Source organism: Pseudomonas sp. CFSAN084952, assembly GCF_009648855.1.
In the GTDB taxonomy this organism is placed as follows: Bacteria; Pseudomonadota; Gammaproteobacteria; order Pseudomonadales; family Pseudomonadaceae; genus Aquipseudomonas; species Aquipseudomonas paracarnis.
The window spans coordinates 314,289-332,367 of sequence record NZ_CP045767.1 but is presented as its reverse complement, the minus strand read 5'-3'; the positions used below and the strand labels follow the sequence as shown (position 1 = coordinate 332,367).

The window sequence follows — 18,079 nt, the reverse complement described above, 5'->3', positions numbered from 1 at the left end:
CGCAGGCAAGCCAGCTCCCACATTTGGATATTCGTCAGGCATAAAAAAAGGCCACCCGAAGGCAGCCTTTCAAAACTAAAGAAAGAGAGTTGTTACTTACACCGCCGCAACGGGACGCATGTAAGAGATCGGTGCGGTGCTGGCATCTTCGAAGGTCACGACTTCCCAAGCGTCTGTCTGCTCAATCAACTTGCGCAGCAGCTGGTTGTTAAGGGCGTGGCCCGACTTGAAGCCTTTGAACTCGCCTATCAGGCTATTGCCCAGCAGGTAGAGGTCACCGATTGCATCGAGGATCTTGTGCTTCACGAATTCGTCTTCGTAGCGAAGGCCGTCTTCGTTCAGTACACCATCCGCGTCGACCACAATGGCGTTTTCCACGCTGCCGCCGAGTGCGAGGTTGTGCTTGCGCAGGTACTCGATGTCACTCATGAAACCAAAGGTACGGGCGCGGCTGACTTCTTTTACAAACGAAGTGCTGGAAAAATCCACGCTTGCACTTTGGGTGCGGTCACGGAATACCGGGTGATCGAAATCGATCTCAAAGCTCACTTTAAAGCCTTCGAACGGGACGAAGGTGGCGCGCTTGTCGCCGTCTTCTACTGTCACTTCCCGCAGAATGCGAATGAACTTCTTGGCTGCGTCCTGTTCTTCCAGGCCGGCAGATTGAATCAAGAATACGAAGGGTCCAGCGCTGCCATCCATGATCGGGACTTCGGACGCGGAGAGCTCGACGTAGGCGTTATCGATGCCCAGGCCAGCCATGGCCGAGAGCAAGTGCTCCACCGTGTCCACTTTGACGTCACCGTTGACCAGAGTGGTCGACATCGTGGTTTCGCCAACGTTTTCCGCGCGAGCAGGAATCTGCACCACAGGGTCCAGGTCGGCACGAACAAACACGATGCCGGTGTCGACAGGTGCGGGCTTGAGGGTCAGGTATACCTTCTCCCCGGAGTGCAGACCTACACCTGTGGCACGGATAATATTCTTCAGGGTGCGTTGTTTAATCATGGCTTGGACCGCTTCAGCGCAAATTGCGAACTGGTATCAACAAAGGCTGGCGATAATAACAGACCAGACCTTTGCTGAACACCAATCACCTTCATAGCCCTGATACATTCCATTAATCGGCCTGACGACGCAGGAATGCCGGGATGTCCAGGTAGTCCAGGTCATCTTGCGGATTCGGGCTACGGGACGCCGCAGCACCGGCCTGAGCCTGGTTGCGCATCACGGTCGGACGGTCCAGGTCACGGTAGTTCACCGACGGCAGTTCCTGGCGAGCAGGGGCTGGGGCAGCAGTTGCCTGGCTGGCCTGGCTAGTGTGCAGGGTGTTGTCGATGACCTTTACAGGCTTCTCGATTTTCGCACCCAGGCCGGTCGCAACCACGGTTACATGCAGTTCGTCGCGCATGTCCGGATCGATAACGGTACCCACCTTGACCATGGCGTGCTCGGACGCGAAGGCTTCGATGATGCTACCCACGTCGGAGTACTCACCCAGGGACAGGTCGGGACCGGCGGTGATGTTCACCAGGATGCCGCGTGCGCCTTGCAGGTTCACGTCTTCGAGCAACGGGTTGCGGATGGCCGCTTCGGTGGCCTCGCGTGCACGGTTCGGACCGCTGGCGCAGCCAGTGCCCATCATCGCCATGCCCATTTCGCTCATGACCGTACGAACGTCGGCAAAGTCGACGTTGATCATGCCCGGACGCTTGATGATGTCGGAGATACCGCGAACGGCACCGGCCAGTACATCGTCAGCCTTGGCGAACGCAGACAGCAGGCTTGCGTCCTTGCCCAGGATGGTCAGCAGTTTCTCGTTGGGGATGGTGATCAACGAGTCGACGCTTTCAGACAGCAGACGGATACCTTCGTCGGCGATCTGCATGCGCTTGCGGCCTTCGAACGGGAACGGACGCGTCACGACAGCAACGGTCAGAATCCCCATTTCCTTGGCCACTTCGGCAATGATCGGTGCAGCACCGGTACCGGTACCGCCGCCCATGCCGGTGGTGATGAACACCATGTTGGTGCCTTGCAGCACTTCGGCAATACGCTCGCGGTCTTCCAGGGCGGCTTGACGGCCGACTTCCGGATTGGCGCCAGCGCCGAGGCCTTTGGTCACCGCGGTGCCCAATTGCAGGATGGTCCGCGCGCCGATGCTTTTGAGCGCCTGGGCATCAGTGTTGGCGCAGATGAACTCAACGCCTTCAATGTTGCTCTTGACCATGTGGTTGACAGCGTTGCCGCCGCCACCGCCGACACCGATTACTTTGATAACCGGGCTAGCGGGGATGTTGTCTACGAGTTCGAACATGTTCCCTCTCCTTTCATTTTCTCTAGTTTTTTCGCCTACTGCTTGTTGCGGGTGTTGCGGTGTCGCGGTAAATCTTTAGAAATTGCCTTGTACCCAGCTTTTGATCCGGTCCAGCAGCGGCGCTTTCTCATCGTCATCGCTGCGGTAGCTGTCACGGATGCTCGGGCCCGACAGGGAAATGCCGTCGGTCTGCTTTTGCAGCCCGTACAACAGCAAGCCCACACCGGTGGAATAAATCGGGTTGCGCACCACGTCGCCCAGGCCCTTCACGCCATGGGGCACGCCCAGGCGCACCGGCATGTGGAAGATCTCTTCGGCCAACTCGACCGCGCCTTCCATCTTCGAGGTACCACCGGTCAGCACGATGCCGGCCGGGATCAAATCTTCGTAGCCGCTGCGGCGCAGTTCAGCCTGAATCAGGGTGAACAGCTCGTCGTAGCGTGGCTCGACCACTTCGGCCAGGGCCTGGCGCGACAGCTCGCGGGGTGGACGATCACCCACGCTTGGCACCTTGATGGTCTCACCGGCACCGGCCAGCTTGGCCAGGGCGCAGGCGTAGCGGATCTTGATTTCTTCGGCGTACTGGGTCGGTGTGCGCAACGCCATGGCGATGTCGTTGGTGACCTGGTCGCCGGCAATCGGGATCACGGCGGTGTGACGAATCGCACCCTCGGTGAAGATCGCGATGTCGGTGGTGCCGCCGCCGATGTCCACCAGGCACACGCCCAGCTCTTTTTCGTCGTCGGTCAGTACCGAGTAGGCCGAGGCCAACTGCTCGAGAATGATGTCGTCGATTTCCAGGCCGCAGCGGCGCACGCATTTTTCAATGTTCTGTGCGGCGTTGACGGCGCAGGTCACCACGTGAACCTTGGCTTCCAGGCGAACGCCCGACATGCCCAGGGGCTCGCGCACGCCTTCCTGGTTGTCGATCACGTAGTCCTGCGGCAGGGTGTGCAGCACGCGCTGGTCCGCCGGGATCGCCACGGCCTGGGCGGCGTCGAGGACGCGCTCAAGGTCGGCCGAGCTGACTTCACGGTCGCGGATCGCCACGATGCCGTGGGAGTTCAGGCTACGGATGTGGTTGCCCGCCACGCCGACGAACGCCGAGTGAATCCGGCAACCGGCCATCAGCTGCGCTTCTTCGATAGCGCGCTGGATCGACTGCACGGTGGACTCGATGTTCACCACCACGCCCTTCTTCAGGCCCCGGGACGGATGCGTGCCAATACCGACGATTTCGATCGCGCCGTCTTCCCCGACCTCGCCCACCAGCGCCACCACCTTGGAGGTGCCGATATCGAGACCGACGATCATTTTGCCGCTTTGCACGTTTGCCATGGGTCCTGCCTCTTCTTAATTCTTCGCGACAGCGGGTTGTGCTGCCGTGGGCGCAGCCGGTGTACGCCAGCCGACGGCCAGGCCGTTGGCGTAACGCAGGTCGACGCTCGCAATGTTCGTAATCTGTTCTTTCAAGGTTTTTTCATAGATGGCAATAAAGCGGCGCATCTTTTCCACCAAGCGGTCGCGTCCCAGCAACAACTCGATGCCCGGGCCGGAACTGCCTGCCCCGGTCGTCAAAAACCAGCTGCCCCGCTCACGCAATTCCAGGCGTGCAATGGAGAAGCCCAGTGGCCGCAGCATCTGGCTCAAGGCCTGGTACTGCTGCATCACTTGCTGCTGCGCCCGCTGCGGCCCGAACAGCTGCGGCAGGTGTTCATAATTGGCCAGCTCACGCGGGGTGAACGCCTGGCCCTGGTTGTTCAACAGCGCTTCATCGCCCCAACGGGCCACGGGCAGTTGTTCTTCCAGGCGGATCGTGACCTGGTCCGGCCATACACGGCGAACTTCGGCGTGGGCGATCCACGGCATCTGTTCCAGCTCCGAGCGCATGCCAGCCAGGTCGATGGTAAAGAAGCTCGCCGCCAGGTATGGGCCGATGCGCTGCTGTACCGCTTGCTGGCTGATGTAGCTCAAGTCGCCCTGCACGCTGATCTTGGTGATCGGCCGGTCGGCATACGGCAACAGACGCTGCGCGCCTTCGTACGTGCCAAAGCCCAGCACCACCAGCAGCACCGGCCAGAACAGCGCCTTGATAAAACCAAAGTTGGCTTTTGGCAGGCGCGCCGACATCGGCTCTTTAGCCACCATTCGGCTTGCACCCCGTGGCACCGGCTTGCGGCTCGGTGCTTGTGGGGGCTGATGACGAAGCGATGCGCCGTTCATGTGTTTAGCCTCTTGGCTCAATGCTGTCGGCCAGGATCGCCAGCACTAACTGCTGGAAATCCAGACCGGCGGCACGGGCAGCCATGGGAACCAGGCTGTGATCGGTCATGCCCGGTGCGGTGTTGACTTCAAGGAACCAGAAATTCCCTTGGTCATCCTGCATCACGTCTGCCCGCGCCCAACCGGCGATACCCAGCGCCTCACAGGCTTTCGCCGTGAGGTCCATCAATTCTTGTTCCTTGGTTGCTTCGAGGCCGCATGGGATCCGGTACTGAGTATCGGAAGCCAGGTACTTGGCGTCGTAGTCATAAAAGGTGTGGGGCGTGCCCAAAGCGATGGGCGGCAATACCTGGCCACGCAGGGTGGCGATGGTGTACTCGGGACCGGAAATCCACTGTTCCACCAACACTTGCGAATCGTAGGTACTTGCCGCTTTCCATGCGTCGATCAATTCGGCGGCCGAGTTCACTTTGGCCATGCCGATACTGGAGCCTTCATGGGCTGGTTTGACGATCAAAGGCAGGCCCAGTTCCTTGGCCGCAGAAATACAATCGTCTTCACTGCACAGTACGGCGTGACGTGGGGTCGGAATACCCAGGCTGTGCCACACCTGCTTGGTGCGCAACTTGTCCATCGCCAAGGCCGATGCGAGGATGCCGCTGCCGGTGTAAGGGATGCCGGCGCATTCGAGCAGGCCCTGCATGCTGCCGTCCTCACCGCCGCGGCCGTGAAGAATGAGAAAGGCGCGGTCGATTTTTTCAGCCTGCAGACGGGCAAGGAAGTCATCGCCCACATCGATACCGAAGGCATTCACGCCAGCACTTTGCAGCGCCTCAAGCACCGCATTGCCGGACTTGAGCGACACTTCGCGCTCGGCGCTCTTGCCGCCGAACAACACGGCCACGCGACCGAAGTCGGCAGGCGCAAGGGTGGAAAACAGGGAGCCGTAATCAGTGGTCATTTCGACTTCCCCTTGGCGGCGGCTGCAAACAGCGGGCTCGCCAGCAACTTGGGCGCAAGGCCACCGATATCACCGGCGCCCTGGCACAGCAGGATGTCGCCGGCGCGCAGCAGCGGCTTGACGATAGGCGCCAGGTCCACGCCACGCTCGATGTAGATCGGGTCCAACTGGCCGCGCTGGCGGATGCTGTTGCACAACTTGCGGCTGTCAGCGCCCGGGATCGGTTCTTCACCGGCCGGGTAGACTTCCATCAGCAGCAGCACGTTGGCATCGGCCAGTACATTGACGAAATCGTCGTACAGGTCGCGGGTGCGGCTGTAGCGGTGCGGCTGGTACACCATAACCAGCCGGCGCTCCGGCCAACCACCGCGCACGGCCTTGATAACGGCCGCAACTTCGGTCGGGTGGTGCCCGTAGTCGTCCACCAGCATCACGTCACCACCTTCAACCGGCAGTTGGCCGTAGACCTGGAAGCGACGGCCCACACCGGCAAAGCGCGACAGGCCCTCGACGATGGCTTCATCGCTGACGCCTTCATCGGTGGCAATGCAGATGGTCGCCAAAGAGTTCAGCACGTTGTGGTTGCCCGGCATGTTCACCGACACGTCCAGCGGCTCGCGATCGGGGCGCAGCACGGTGAAGAAGGTTTGCATGCCTTCCTGGCGCACATTGATTGCGCGCACGTCGGCGTCTTCGCTGAAGCCGTAGGTCACGGTAGGGCGTTTGACCTGGGACAGGATTTCACGCACCACCGGGTCGTCCAGGCACACCACCGCCAACCCATAGAACGGCAGGTTGTGCAGGAAGTCGACGAAGGTTTTCTTCAACTTGTTGAAGTCGCCGTCGTAGGTCGCCATGTGGTCTTCGTCGATGTTGGTGACGACGGCGACCAGCGGTTGCAGGTGCAGGAAGCTCGCATCACTTTCATCGGCTTCGGCGATCAGGTAGCGGCTGGTGCCGAGCTGGGCATTGGTACCGGCTGCATTCAGGCGGCCACCGATGACGAAGGTCGGGTCCAGGCCACCGGCGGCGAACACCGAGGCGATCAGGCTGGTGGTGGTGGTCTTGCCATGGGTGCCGGCGACGGCGATGCCGTGGCGATAGCGCATCAGCTCGGCGAGCATCTCGGCACGCGGCACCACAGGGATACGGCGCTCAAGGGCGGTGGCCACTTCCGGGTTGGACGTGTTCACGGCGCTGGACACCACCAGCACATCGGCCTCGGCAGCGTTCTCGGCACGGTGGCCGATAAAGATCTGCGCGCCAAAGGACTTCAGGCGCTCGGTGACCGGCGACTCTTTCAAGTCCGAGCCGGACACCTGGTAGCCCAGGTTCAGCAACACTTCGGCAATCCCGCACATGCCCACGCCACCGATACCGACGAAGTGAATACGACGGATACGGCGCATCTCGGGTTGCGGCATGGCTTTCTGATTCTCAACCATGGGCCACCTCCAGGCAGATATCGACCACGGTGCGGGTTGCGTCAGGTTTGGCCAGGCGGCTTGCGGTGCTCGCCATGCTGTTGAGTCGTTCCGGTTGCATCAAAACCTCGGTCAGGCGTGCGGCCAAATCGGCGGCGCCAGTCGTTCTTTGCGGCAGCAGGAAGGCAGCGCCCTCCCCGGCCAAATATTCGGCGTTGCGGGTCTGGTGATCGTCGATGGCGTGGGGCAAAGGCACCAGCAAGGACGGCAGACCGGCGGCCGCCAGTTCACTGACGGTCAGCGCACCAGCGCGGCAGACCACCAGGTCGGCCCAGCCATAGGCTTGGGCCATGTCTTTGATGAAGGGCTGTACATTGGCCTCTACACCGGCCTCGCGATAACGCGCGGCGGTGACTTCATCGTGGTTCTTGCCGGCCTGGTGGAAGATCTCCGGGCGCACATCCTCAGGAAGTTGCGCAACGGCTTCAGGCAGCAATTTATTCAGCGGCTCGGCGCCCAGGCTTCCGCCCAGGATCAGCAGGTGAGCCTTGCGCCCCGCCAGCGCGTCACGCGCAATGGCCATGAACAGTTCGGTACGCACCGGGTTACCGGTGGTGCGAAGCTTGTCGGAGGCGGCGAAGGTTTTCGGGAAGGCTTCACACACCCGCGCAGCCAACGGCACTAGCAGACGGTTGGCAGTACCGGCGACGGCGTTCTGTTCGTGAACGATCACCGGCACACCCGCGAGTTTCGCCGCAACACCACCAGGGCCGGTCACATAACCGCCAAAGCCGAGTACACACACCGGCTTCAACTCGCGAATGATCCTGCGCGCCTGCATGACCGCCTTGAGCAACACGAACGGTGCCTTGAGCAATGACAACTTGCTCTTGCCACGCAGGCCGGTGACGTTGATCAAATGCAGCGGCAAGCCGGCATTGGGCACCAAGTCGTTTTCAATGCCACGGGGCGTACCCAGCCAGTGCACGGTGTAGCCACGGTTCTGGAATTCACGGGCGCAAGCCAGGGCCGGGAACACATGGCCCCCGGTGCCGCCCGCCATGATCAGCACGTTAGCGCCCATGGGTCGGCTCCTCGGCGAAGTCGCTTTCGCTGAACTCCATCTCTTCGCTGCCCAGGTGGGTGCGACTCTCCCACTCGATACGCAGCAACAAACCGAGACAGGCGCAGCAAATCACCAACGAACTGCCGCCGTAACTGAGGAACGGCAAGGTCAGGCCCTTGGTCGGGAGCAGGCCGACGTTCACGCCGATGTTGATCAGGAACTGGCCGATCCACAGGAAAGCCAACCCATAGGCCACGTAGGCGGCGAAGAACTGCTTGGCCTTCTCGGCCCACAAGCCGATGTACATGGCGCGCACGCAGACGAATACAAACAGTGCCACGGTGCACAGCGAACCCACCACACCCAACTCTTCGGCCAATACCGAGAACACGAAGTCGGTGTGGGCTTCCGGCAGGTAGAACTGCTTCTGCACACTGTTGCCCAGGCCCACACCCAGCCACTCGCCGCGACCGAAGGCGATCAGCGCCTGGGTCAACTGGTAGCCGGAGCCGAACTGGTCGGACCAGGGGTCGGTAAAGGTGATCAAACGCGCCATCCGGTAGGGTTGCGCCTGCACCAGGATGGTCACCGCCGCGACGGCCAGCACCACCATCAAGGTGAAGCGGAACAGCCCGACACCACCCAGGAACAGCATCGCGGCGGCGGCGCCCATCATCACGACCGTGGCCCCGAAGTCGGGCTCCATCAGCAGCAGGCCAGCCATGGGCAGCAGCACGATGAACGGCTTGAAGAAACCCATCCAGCTTTCGCGTACTTCTTTCTGACGGCGCACCAGGTAACCGGCGAGGTAGATCACCACGAACACCTTGGCGATTTCCGACGGCTGCACGTTGAACGCGCCGAAGCCGATCCAGCGCATCGAACCGTTCACCTCGCGGCCGATGCCGGGCACGATCACCATGACCAGCAAGCCGAACGCACCGATCAGCATCAGCCAACCCAGACGCTGCCAGGTAGCAATCGGAATCATCATGGTGACGATGCAGGCGCCCAGGCCGATCACCAGGTACACCAGGTGGCGGATCATCATGTACAGCGTGTTGCCCGACTGCACGGCGGCCACTTCGGAGGACGCCGAAGTGATCATCACCAGGCCCAGGCCGAGCAGCGCCAGGCAACCGGCGAGCATCGGGAAATCGAGGTCGATGCCGCGCCCGGTAATGATCGGCGACGGGTATGGCTTGATGATGTTTCTCAGGTTGAGGCTCATGCCAAAGCCTCCACGGCGCGGGCGAACAGTTGGCCGCGCTCTTCATAGTTCTTGAACATGTCGAAGCTGGCGCACGCGGGCGACAGCAACACAGCATCGCCAGGCTGGGCCAGGGCTTTGCACTGGGCAATGGCGTCGTCCAGGGAAGCTGCGCGTACTTGCGGTACAGCGTCACCGAGGGCGGCGGCGATCAGGTCCGAATCGCGGCCCATCAGCACCACGGCGCGGCAATGGGCGGCCACTGGAGTTTTGAGGTCCTTGAAGTCGGCACCCTTGCCATCACCACCGGCGATCAGCACCAGCTTGCCGTCGATATCGGCCCCCAGGCCTTCGATGGCCGCCAGGGCTGCACCGACATTGGTGGCTTTGGAGTCGTTGTAATAGCTGACGTCATTGAGGTCGCGCACCCACTGGCAGCGATGCTCAAGCCCGGCAAAGGTGCGCAGGCTCGCGAGCATGGCGTCGAACGGCAGGCCAACCGCGTGACCGAGCGCCAAGGCCGCCAGGGCATTGGACTGGTTGTGTGCGCCACGGATTTTCAGTTCGCGTACCGGCATCAGGTTCTGGAATTCGAACGCCAGGTACTTCTCGCCGTTCTCTTCACGAATGCCGAAGCCTTTGAAGTCCGGTTTGCCCAGGCCGAAGGTCCAGCAGGGCATGCCCTCGCCTATCAGCGGACGGCTCAGGGCATCCTGGCGGTTGACGACAAATTGCTTGGCGCCACGGAAGATCCGGTGCTTGGCCAGGTGATAAGCCGGCAGGCCGCTGTAGCGGTCCATATGGTCTTCGCTGACGTTCAATACCGTCGCCACTTCAGCGCCCAGGTCGTGGGTGGTTTCCAGCTGGAAGCTCGACAACTCCATCACGTACAACTCGACGTCGTCGCTGAGCAAATCCAGTGCCGGCACGCCAAGATTGCCGCCGACGGCCACACGCTTGCCCGCCGCAGCCGCCATCTCGCCGACCAGAGTGGTGACGGTGCTTTTGGCGTTGGAACCGCTGATGGCCACGATCGGCGCCTTCGCGTTGCGTGCGAACAGGTCGATATCGCCAGACAGCTTCACACCACGGGCCGCAGCCGCTTGCAGGGCCGGTGTCGCCAGGGCCAGGCCCGGGCTCACGTAGAGCTCGTCGGCACGGCACAGAAACTCGACATCCAGCTCGCCACAGCGCACTTCCACGTGCGGGTAGTCACGGCGCAGCGTGACCAGCTCCGGTGGATTTTCCCGCGTATCGGCCACGGCAAACGACGTGCCCCGGTTCGCCAGGAAGCGAACCAGGGACATGCCGCTCTTGCCGAGGCCGACAACGATGCGGAAGTGGTCTGAAGCGATCAGGGACACTCGTTTCTACCTCAGTTTCAGGGTGGCAAGGCCGACCAGTACCAGAATCACGGTGATGATCCAGAAGCGGACAATCACGCGTGGCTCAGGCCAGCCCTTGAGTTCAAAGTGGTGGTGAATCGGCGCCATGCGGAACACGCGGCGCCCGGTCAACTTGAAGGACGCCACCTGGATGACCACCGACAGGGTTTCCATCACGAACACGCCGCCCATGATGAACAGCACGATTTCCTGGCGAACGATCACCGCGATGGTGCCCAAGGCCGCGCCCAGCGCCAGTGCGCCGACGTCGCCCATGAAGACTTGTGCTGGGTAGGTGTTGAACCACAGGAACCCCAGGCCGGCACCGATCAGCGCACCGCAGAACACGATCAGCTCACCGGCGCCCGGTACATAAGGGATCAGCAGGTATTCAGCGAATTTCACGTTACCGGAGAGGTAGCAGAAGATGCCGAGCGCGCCGCCCACCATCACCGTCGGCATGATCGCCAGGCCGTCGAGGCCATCGGTCAGGTTCACCGCGTTGCTGGAGCCGACGATCACGAAGTAGGTCAGCACCACAAAACCGACACCCAGTGGGATGCTCACATCCTTGAGCATCGGGATGATCAAGGTGGTTTCCACGGCACTTGGCGCGGTGGTGTACAGGAAGATCGCGGCGGCCAGGCCGAACACCGACTGCCAGAAATACTTCCAGCGGCTTGGCAGCCCCTTGGAGTTTTTCTCGATCACTTTGCGGTAGTCATCCACCCAGCCGATGGCGCCGAACAGCAGGGTCACCAGCAGCACCACCCACACGTAGCGGTTATGCAGGTCGGCCCACAGCAAGGTGCTGACGCCAATGGACGACAGGATCAGCGCGCCGCCCATGGTCGGAGTGCCAGACTTGGACAGGTGCGACTGCGGGCCGTCGTTACGAACCGATTGACCAATTTGCAGGTTCTGCAGGGTGCGGATCATCCACGGCCCTAAAAACAGCGACAAAGACAGCGCGGTCAGCACACCCAGAATCCCGCGCAGGGTCAGGTACTGGAAGACCGCGAAGCCTTTGTGGAACTGTTGCAGATACTCAGCCAGCAGCAGCAGCATTAATGTTTCTCCGTACTTGAGCCACACAAGGCTGCGACGACGTTTTCCATCACCGCGCTGCGCGATCCCTTGATCAAAATGGTTGTGTGTTTGTCATGTTCAGCCGCCGTCAACGCCTGGATCAGCTCGGCCTGGCTTGCGAAATGCCGCGCGCCAGGGCCGAAAGCGTTGACCGCATGGGCCATGTTCGTGCCAACGGCGTAGAGCGCATCCACTTTGCCGGCGGCATAGGCGCCGACTTCACGGTGGCCTTGTTCAGCCCAATCGCCCAACTCGCCGATATCGCCCAGCACCAGCACCTTGCGCCCATCGAAGCCTGTGAGCAGGTCCACAGCGGCATTGATGGAGGACGGGTTGGCGTTGTAAGTGTCATCAATCACGCGCATGCCGTTGCCAGCCAGTTGCGCCACAGTGCGGCCCTTGACCGGCTGCACCGCGCCCAGGCCCGTGGCAATGCCGAACAGCGACACACCCAGGGCATGGGCGGCAGCGGCGGCGGCCAAGGCGTTGGCGACGTTATGGTTGCCCAGCAGGTTCAACTGCACGTGCTCATCACCTTGCGGAGTGTGCAAGGTGAAGGACGGGCAGCCACGGGCATCGACATTGATGTTGGAAGCGTGAAAATCGGCTGCGGCATTCAGCACTGCAAACGTCAGGACCTTGCGACCGGCGGCGCGTACACGCCAGGTCTCGAACGCCTTGTCATCCAGGTTCAGTACCGCAGTGCCCGAGGCGTCGAGGCCCTCAAGGATTTCGCCCTTGGCTTCGACGATTTTTTCCGGGCCGCCGAACTCACCGACATGGGCGGTACCGGCGTTGTTGATGATCGCCACGTGAGGCCGGGTCAGCGCCACGGTATAGGCGATTTCGCCGATGCGCGAAGCCCCCAGTTCAATCACTGCCGCCGTGTGTTCCGGGGCCAGTTCGAGCAGGGTCAGCGGTGCGCCGAAATCATTGTTCAGGTTGCCACGGGTCGCGAGTACCGGCCCGCGCGTACGCAAGACGCCAGCAAGCAGTTCCTTGACCGTGGTCTTGCCGCTGGAACCGGTAATGGCCGCCACCGGCTTATCAAAAGCAGCACGGTTAAGCGCACCCAGTTGGCCCAGGGCCAGGCGGGTGTCGGCTACCAGCAATTGCGGCAGGGCAGAATCGGCCACTTCACGCTGTACCAGGGCACCGACGGCACCTTTGGCGGCAACGTCGTTGAGGTAGTCGTGACCATCGAAACGCGGGCCGGCCAGGGCGACAAACAGCTGCCCCGGCTGGATGTTACGACTGTCGATACTGACGCCGGTGAATGTGCAGTCGCTCGACAGCACACGGGCCGACAGGGCCTGGGCCAGTTCGCTGAACGTCATCGCTTTAAGCATGGGCGACCTCCCAGGCGGTCAAGGCGTGATCCGCCTCGACCAGATCGGAGAAGGCATGGCGCTCACCGTTGATTTCCTGATAGTCCTCGTGGCCTTTACCCGCGAGCACCACGACGTCGTCCGCGCCGGCACTGGCGATCAGCTGGGCAATGGCGGCGCCGCGTCCAGCCACAAACGTAACCTTGGAGGCGTCTTTGAAACCGACACGGATGTCGTCGAAAATCTGGCTCGGGTCTTCGCTGCGCGGGTTGTCGTCGGTGACAAGTACGCCGTCGGCCAAACGCTCGACGATCTCGGCCATCAATGGGCGCTTGCCGCGATCGCGATCACCGCCGCAACCAAACAGGCACAGCAGTTTGCCTTTGGCATGTGGGCGCAGGGCTTCGAGGACTTTTTCCAGGGCATCCGGTGTGTGGGCGTAATCGACCACCACCAGCGGTTGCGTGCCGCCACCCAGGCGCTGCATGCGACCGGCCGGGCCTTCCAGCTTCGGCAGTACCCGCAGGATTTCATCCAGGGCGTAGTCCAGGCCCAGTAATGCACCGATAGCGGCGAGCACGTTGCTCAGGTTGAACCGCCCGAGCAAGGTGCTGCGCAAGTGGTGCTCGCCCTGCGGCGTCACCAATGTGGCGCGCACGCCTTCATCATTGAATTGGGCTTCGCGGCAATACAGGTAGGCACTGGCATCTTGCAGGCTATAGCTGATCAGGCGCGCATCGCTGTCTTCGCCCGCCAGTTGGTGGCCAAACGCGTCGTCGAGGTTGACCACCCGGCACTTCAGGTCATTCCAGGCAAACAGCTTGGCCTTGGCGGCAGCATACGCCTCCATAGTGCCGTGGTAGTCGAGGTGATCGCGGGACAGGTTGGTCATCACCGCCACGTCAAAGGCCAGAGCAGTGACACGCCCTTGGTCCAGGCCATGGGAAGACACTTCCATGGCAACCGCCTTGGCGCCGGCCTTTTTCAGGTCGGCCAGGGTCGCTTGCACGGCAATCGGGTTTGGCGTGGTGTGCAGGCCGCTTTGCAGCGAGCCATAGAAGCCGGTGCCCAGGGTGCCGACGATGCCGCAGTGCTGACCCAGCAGGTCCAAAGCCTGGGCGACCAATTGGGTCACGCTGGTCTTGCCGTTGGTGCCCGTCACGCCCACCAGGTTGAGCTGGCGGCTCGGGTCACCATAGAAACGCCCGGCGATGTCAGAAAGCTGCGCAGCCAGGCTCTTGACCGGAATCAACGGCACATCGGTGATCGGCAGCACGGTGGCGCCTTCCACTTCATAGGCGACCGCAGCCGCACCGCGTTGCAGGGCATCGGCGATATGCGCACGGCCATCGAGCTTGCCGCCAGGTACCGCCAGGAACAGGTCGCCGGCGCGTACATTACGACTGTCCAGGGTCAGCTCACGAATCAGCAGATCGTGGCCGGCATGGGCAAAAATCTTGTTCAGGCTAAGAGACATCAGCCGCGCCCTCCATTGGCTTTGACAGCGGCAGCCGGTGGACCAGCGTTGGCTTGTTGCGTCGGCGGCAGGTTGTCCGGCGTGATATTCATCAAGCGCAGGGTGCCGGACATCACTTTGCTGAACACCGGCGCCGAAACCAGGCCACCGAAGTAGCCGGCTTTACTAGGCTCGTCGATGACCACGACGATGGCGTAGCGAGGGTCGCTCATCGGGCCGAAGCCGGCGAACAGCGAACGGTAGGAGTTTTCGGCATAGCCCTTGGTGCCCACCGAGGTCTTACGCGCCGTACCGGACTTGCCAGCAACGTGGTACGCCGGCACCTGGGCGCGGAATACGCCGCGCGGTGCCTCGATCACTTGTTGCAGCATGCCTTGCATGGTCTTGGCGACGTTTTCCGGGATCACTTGGGTGGCTTTTGGAGCTTCGTCGACGTGGATCAGGCTCAGCGGAACCATACGGCCGTTATTGGCCAATACAGAGAACGCGTGGGCCAACTGGATGGCGGTCACCGACAGGCCGTAGCCGTAGGACAGCGTGGCAGTCTCGGCTTTTCTCCACTCGCGGTAGTTCGGCAGGTTACCGACCCGCTCGCCCGGGAAGTCGAGGCCGGTGGGTTGGCCCAGGCCGATCTTTTGCGCCAAGTGATAAATAGTCTCGCCGCCGATATCGAAGGCCACCTTACTCATGCCGACGTTACTGGAGTTGATCAGGATGCCGGTCAGGTCCAGCACTGGCCCCTCGGTGCGGGACACGTCACGAATGGTGTACTTGCCCAACTGCAAGGTGCCTGGGTAAACCTCGACCTTGTCGCTGGGTTTCCAGCGGCCGGTTTCCAGGGCAGCGCTCATGGAGATCGCTTTCATGGTCGAGCCCGGCTCGAACACGTCGATCATCGCGCGGTTACGCATCATCGCCGGCTGCAGGTTGCGACGGTTGTTCGGGTTGTAGGTCGGCTGGTTGACCATGGCGAGGATCTCGCCAGTCTTCACATCCATGATCACCAGGCTGCCGGCCTTGGCGCCGTTCTCGATGATCGCGTTACGCAGTTCGCGGTTGGCCAGGTATTGCAGGCGCAAATCGATCGACAACGCCAGAGGCTTGCCGGCCTTGGCGTTTTTGGTGACCTGGACATCCTTGATCAGTCTGCCGCGCCGATCCTTGATGACCTGCCGCTTGCCGGGAACGCCGGCCAGCCATTCGTCGTAGGCCAGTTCGACACCTTCGCGACCATGGTCATCGATATCGGTAAAGCCGACCATATGCGCGGTGGTTTCACCGGCCGGGTAGAAACGACGAAACTCCTCGATGCCGTAGACACCGGGGATTTTAAGGTCGAGCACTTGCTGGCCTTGCTCAGGGGTAAGCCCGCGCACCAGGTAGATGAATTCTTTGTTGGCCTGGGCTTCCAGGCGCTCGGTCAGGGCCTTGCGGTCTTGCCCCAGGGCAGCGGCCAGTTCAGGCCACTTGTCCTTGGCAACTTGCAGTTCCTTGGCGTTGGCCCACAGGGTGGTCACCGGGGTACTGACGGCCAGAGGCTCGCCGTTACGGTCGGTGATCAGGCCACGGTGCGCAGGAATCGGAATATGCCGCAGGCTGCGGGCGTCACCCTGGCCGATCAGGAAGTCGCGGTCGACGACCTGCAGGTCGAAGATGCGCCAGACAATCGCCCCCACCATCAATGCCAGCAAGCCGAGCATCAGGCGAAAGCGCCACGGGTAGAGTGCCCCTTCGAGTTTCATCATGGCGCCACCATGCGAACTTCAGCCGCGCCAGGGATGTGCATCTTCAATTGCTCAGTGGCCAGCACTTCGATACGGCTGTGAGCCGTCCAGGTGCTTTGCTCAAGGATCAGCCGGCCCCACTCTGCCTGGGCTTTGTCACGCACGCTCAATTCCCCGTACAGGGTATTGAGCAACTGGCGGTTCCAGTGGGCGCTGTAGGACACCGCAATCGCGGATACCAACACGCCGACAAACAGCAGCAACATAAAGAAGCTGCCGCCCGGGAGGGGCTTGGCGAAAAGCTTGCTCACCGCAATTTCTCCGCAACACGCATGACGGCGCTACGGGAACGCGGGTTGGCCTTGAGTTCGGCTTCGGAAGCGAACTGCGCTTTGCCATGGATTTTGATTTTCGGCACAAAGGCTTCGAAACGCACCGGCAGGTTGCGCGGCAGGTTATCGGATTCGCCCTTGACCAGGCGACGCATGAACAGTTTGACGATGCGGTCTTCCAGGGAGTGAAAGCTGATCACCACCAGGCGACCGCCCACTTCCAAAGCATCCAGAGCGGCTTCGAGGCCGGCCTCCAGATCGCCCAATTCGTTGTTGACGTGGATACGCAGGCCCTGGAACGCGCGGGTAGCCGGGTTCTTGCCCTTTTCCCAGGCAGGGTTGGCCACTTTCAGCACTTCGGCCAGGTCAGCGGTGCGTTCGAACGGCTGGATTTCGCGGCGCTCGACCACGGCACGCGCCATTCGACCGGCGAAGCGCTCCTCACCGTATTCCTTGAACACACGGGCGATTTCTTCCACCGGCGCGGTGGCGATGAATTGTGCGGCACTGACCCCACGGGTAGGGTCCATGCGCATATCGAGGGGGCCGTCGTTCATGAAACTGAAGCCGCGCTCCGGGTCATCGAGCTGTGGCGAAGACACGCCCAGGTCGAGCAGAACCCCGGCCACCTTGCCCGCCATGCCGCGCTCGGCAACTTCGGCCCCCAGCTCGGCAAAGCTGCGCTGCACAACGACAAAGCGGCCGTCTTCGGCCGCTAGCGCTTGCCCGGTGGCAATCGCTTGAGGGTCTTTGTCGAACCCAAGGAGTTTGCCGTCGGACCCGAGCTGGCTGAGTATCAACCGGCTATGCCCGCCCCTGCCGAATGTGCCATCGACATAGCAGCCATCCGCGCGTACGGCGAGAGCCTCGACGGCTTCGTCAAGCAGTACGGTGATGTGGTTAAAGCCGCTATCAATAGTCACAGGATCAAATCACGCAGTTCATCAGGCATGGCGCCCGGTTGTTGAATAGCAGCCAGGTCCGCTGCAGACACAGCATCCCAGGCATCTTCGTCCCACAATTGGAACTTGTTCAGTTGGCCTACTAGCATTGCGCGCTTGTCGAGCTTGGCGTACTCGCGCAGTCGCGGCGGCACCAGGAAACGACCACTGCCATCGAGTTCAAGGTCGACGGCATTACCGATCAGCAAACGCTGGAGTCGGCGGTTTTCTTCACGCAATGAAGGCAGCGCGCGCAACTTGGTTTCAATCAACTCCCACTCATCGAGGGGGTAAACGCATAAACAAGGATCAACGGCGTCAATCGTGATGATTAATTGCCCTGAACTTCGCGAAATGAGCTCGTCACGATACCGGCTCGGCATAGCGAGACGGCCTTTTGCATCGAGACTGATAGCGTTAGCTCCGCGAAACACAGATGCGTTTCTCCAAATTTTAGCGTTTTACGTTCAAAAAACCCACTTTGTGCCACTTTCCGCCACTTGCGCACACTATAGGAATGCGCCTACCACACCGTCAAGGCGCGTATTCAAGGAAAAGCCTTACAGAACGGAGATTTAGGAGGGTAAAAGGAGGAGAAACGA

General features: G+C 61.5%; 16 protein-coding genes. All 16 read right to left on the bottom strand.

Going from position 1 to position 18,079, the window contains the following annotated elements; genetic code table 11:
* Nucleotides 1–96 precede the first annotated feature (96 nt).
* Nucleotides 97–1,008 (bottom strand): UDP-3-O-acyl-N-acetylglucosamine deacetylase, encoded by a 912-nt coding sequence (lpxC, locus tag GH769_RS01595; protein WP_003171886.1) that lies wholly within the window; start codon nt 1,006–1,008, stop codon nt 97–99.
* Nucleotides 1,009–1,120: 112 nt separating this feature from the next.
* Nucleotides 1,121–2,317: a cell division protein FtsZ gene (gene ftsZ, locus GH769_RS01590; protein WP_014716977.1), complete on the bottom strand. Its 1,197-nt coding sequence runs from the start codon at nt 2,315–2,317 to the stop codon at nt 1,121–1,123.
* Between the two features lie 75 nt (nt 2,318–2,392).
* Nucleotides 2,393–3,655 carry a cell division protein FtsA gene (gene ftsA / locus GH769_RS01585; RefSeq protein WP_014716976.1) on the bottom strand — a complete coding sequence of 421 codons (1,263 nt, stop codon included), beginning with the start codon at nt 3,653–3,655 and terminating at the stop codon, nt 2,393–2,395.
* Between the two features lie 15 nt (nt 3,656–3,670).
* The gene (locus tag GH769_RS01580; RefSeq protein WP_019816943.1) at nt 3,671–4,540 is read right to left on the bottom strand and encodes a cell division protein FtsQ/DivIB; all 870 of its coding nucleotides are present in this window, start codon (nt 4,538–4,540) and stop codon (nt 3,671–3,673) included.
* Between the two features lie 4 nt (nt 4,541–4,544).
* Nucleotides 4,545–5,501, bottom strand: coding sequence for a D-alanine--D-alanine ligase (locus GH769_RS01575; RefSeq protein WP_014716974.1), 957 nt, complete (start codon nt 5,499–5,501; stop codon nt 4,545–4,547).
* Entirely contained in the window at nt 5,498–6,946 is a 1,449-nt protein-coding gene (gene murC, locus GH769_RS01570; RefSeq protein ID WP_032903361.1) for a UDP-N-acetylmuramate--L-alanine ligase, read from the bottom strand. Before murC ends, GH769_RS01575 begins: the two co-directional genes overlap by 4 nt.
* Nucleotides 6,939–8,009 carry an undecaprenyldiphospho-muramoylpentapeptide beta-N-acetylglucosaminyltransferase gene (gene murG / locus GH769_RS01565; RefSeq protein ID WP_014716973.1) on the bottom strand — a complete coding sequence of 357 codons (1,071 nt, stop codon included), beginning with the start codon at nt 8,007–8,009 and terminating at the stop codon, nt 6,939–6,941. The genes murC and murG overlap by 8 nt, the downstream gene beginning before the upstream one ends.
* On the bottom strand, nt 7,999–9,222 hold the full coding sequence (gene ftsW, locus GH769_RS01560) for a putative lipid II flippase FtsW (RefSeq protein ID WP_003188673.1): 1,224 nt from the start codon (nt 9,220–9,222) through the stop codon (nt 7,999–8,001). The genes murG and ftsW overlap by 11 nt, the downstream gene beginning before the upstream one ends.
* On the bottom strand, nt 9,219–10,565 hold the full coding sequence (murD, locus tag GH769_RS01555) for a UDP-N-acetylmuramoyl-L-alanine--D-glutamate ligase (protein ID WP_014716972.1): 1,347 nt from the start codon (nt 10,563–10,565) through the stop codon (nt 9,219–9,221). The genes ftsW and murD overlap by 4 nt, the downstream gene beginning before the upstream one ends.
* A 6-nt stretch (nt 10,566–10,571) precedes the next feature.
* Entirely contained in the window at nt 10,572–11,654 is a 1,083-nt protein-coding gene (mraY, locus tag GH769_RS01550) for a phospho-N-acetylmuramoyl-pentapeptide-transferase (RefSeq protein WP_003188670.1), read from the bottom strand.
* A complete protein-coding gene (murF, locus tag GH769_RS01545; protein WP_032903362.1) occupies nt 11,654–13,024 on the bottom strand; it encodes a UDP-N-acetylmuramoyl-tripeptide--D-alanyl-D-alanine ligase in 1,371 nt (456 codons plus the stop codon). Before murF ends, mraY begins: the two co-directional genes overlap by 1 nt.
* Nucleotides 13,017–14,480, bottom strand: a complete 1,464-nt coding sequence (locus tag GH769_RS01540) for a UDP-N-acetylmuramoyl-L-alanyl-D-glutamate--2,6-diaminopimelate ligase (RefSeq protein WP_032903364.1) — start codon at nt 14,478–14,480, stop codon at nt 13,017–13,019. Before GH769_RS01540 ends, murF begins: the two co-directional genes overlap by 8 nt.
* On the bottom strand, nt 14,480–16,222 hold the full coding sequence (locus GH769_RS01535) for a penicillin-binding protein 2 (RefSeq protein WP_019816949.1): 1,743 nt from the start codon (nt 16,220–16,222) through the stop codon (nt 14,480–14,482). The genes GH769_RS01540 and GH769_RS01535 overlap by 1 nt, the downstream gene beginning before the upstream one ends.
* Complete coding sequence (gene ftsL, locus GH769_RS01530) at nt 16,222–16,515, bottom strand: cell division protein FtsL (RefSeq protein WP_003188663.1); 294 nt, start codon at nt 16,513–16,515, stop codon at nt 16,222–16,224. The genes GH769_RS01535 and ftsL overlap by 1 nt, the downstream gene beginning before the upstream one ends.
* Nucleotides 16,512–17,459 (bottom strand): 16S rRNA (cytosine(1402)-N(4))-methyltransferase RsmH, encoded by a 948-nt coding sequence (rsmH, locus tag GH769_RS01525; RefSeq protein WP_003188661.1) that lies wholly within the window; start codon nt 17,457–17,459, stop codon nt 16,512–16,514. Before rsmH ends, ftsL begins: the two co-directional genes overlap by 4 nt.
* The gene (gene mraZ / locus GH769_RS01520) at nt 17,456–17,911 is read right to left on the bottom strand and encodes a division/cell wall cluster transcriptional repressor MraZ (protein WP_003171868.1); all 456 of its coding nucleotides are present in this window, start codon (nt 17,909–17,911) and stop codon (nt 17,456–17,458) included. The genes rsmH and mraZ overlap by 4 nt, the downstream gene beginning before the upstream one ends.
* Nucleotides 17,912–18,079 lie beyond the last annotated feature (168 nt).

Excerpts from the sequence above, each read along its gene's own strand:
- ftsZ (WP_014716977.1), bottom strand. The coding sequence starts at position 2,317 with ATGTTCGAACTCGTAGACAACATCCCCGCTAGCCCGGTTATCAAAGTA.
- lpxC (WP_003171886.1), bottom strand. The coding sequence starts at position 1,008 with ATGATTAAACAACGCACCCTGAAGAATATTATCCGTGCCACAGGTGTA.
- GH769_RS01535 (WP_019816949.1), bottom strand. The coding sequence starts at position 16,222 with ATGAAACTCGAAGGGGCACTCTACCCGTGGCGCTTTCGCCTGATGCTC.
- mraY (WP_003188670.1), bottom strand. The coding sequence starts at position 11,654 with ATGCTGCTGCTGCTGGCTGAGTATCTGCAACAGTTCCACAAAGGCTTC.
- murG (WP_014716973.1), bottom strand. The coding sequence starts at position 8,009 with ATGGGCGCTAACGTGCTGATCATGGCGGGCGGCACCGGGGGCCATGTG.
- GH769_RS01580 (WP_019816943.1), bottom strand. The coding sequence starts at position 4,540 with ATGAACGGCGCATCGCTTCGTCATCAGCCCCCACAAGCACCGAGCCGC.
- GH769_RS01575 (WP_014716974.1), bottom strand. The coding sequence starts at position 5,501 with ATGACCACTGATTACGGCTCCCTGTTTTCCACCCTTGCGCCTGCCGAC.
- ftsW (WP_003188673.1), bottom strand. The coding sequence starts at position 9,222 with ATGAGCCTCAACCTGAGAAACATCATCAAGCCATACCCGTCGCCGATC.
- murC (WP_032903361.1), bottom strand. The coding sequence starts at position 6,946 with ATGGTTGAGAATCAGAAAGCCATGCCGCAACCCGAGATGCGCCGTATC.
- ftsA (WP_014716976.1), bottom strand. The coding sequence starts at position 3,655 with ATGGCAAACGTGCAAAGCGGCAAAATGATCGTCGGTCTCGATATCGGC.
- GH769_RS01540 (WP_032903364.1), bottom strand. The coding sequence starts at position 14,480 with ATGTCTCTTAGCCTGAACAAGATTTTTGCCCATGCCGGCCACGATCTG.
- murF (WP_032903362.1), bottom strand. The coding sequence starts at position 13,024 with ATGCTTAAAGCGATGACGTTCAGCGAACTGGCCCAGGCCCTGTCGGCC.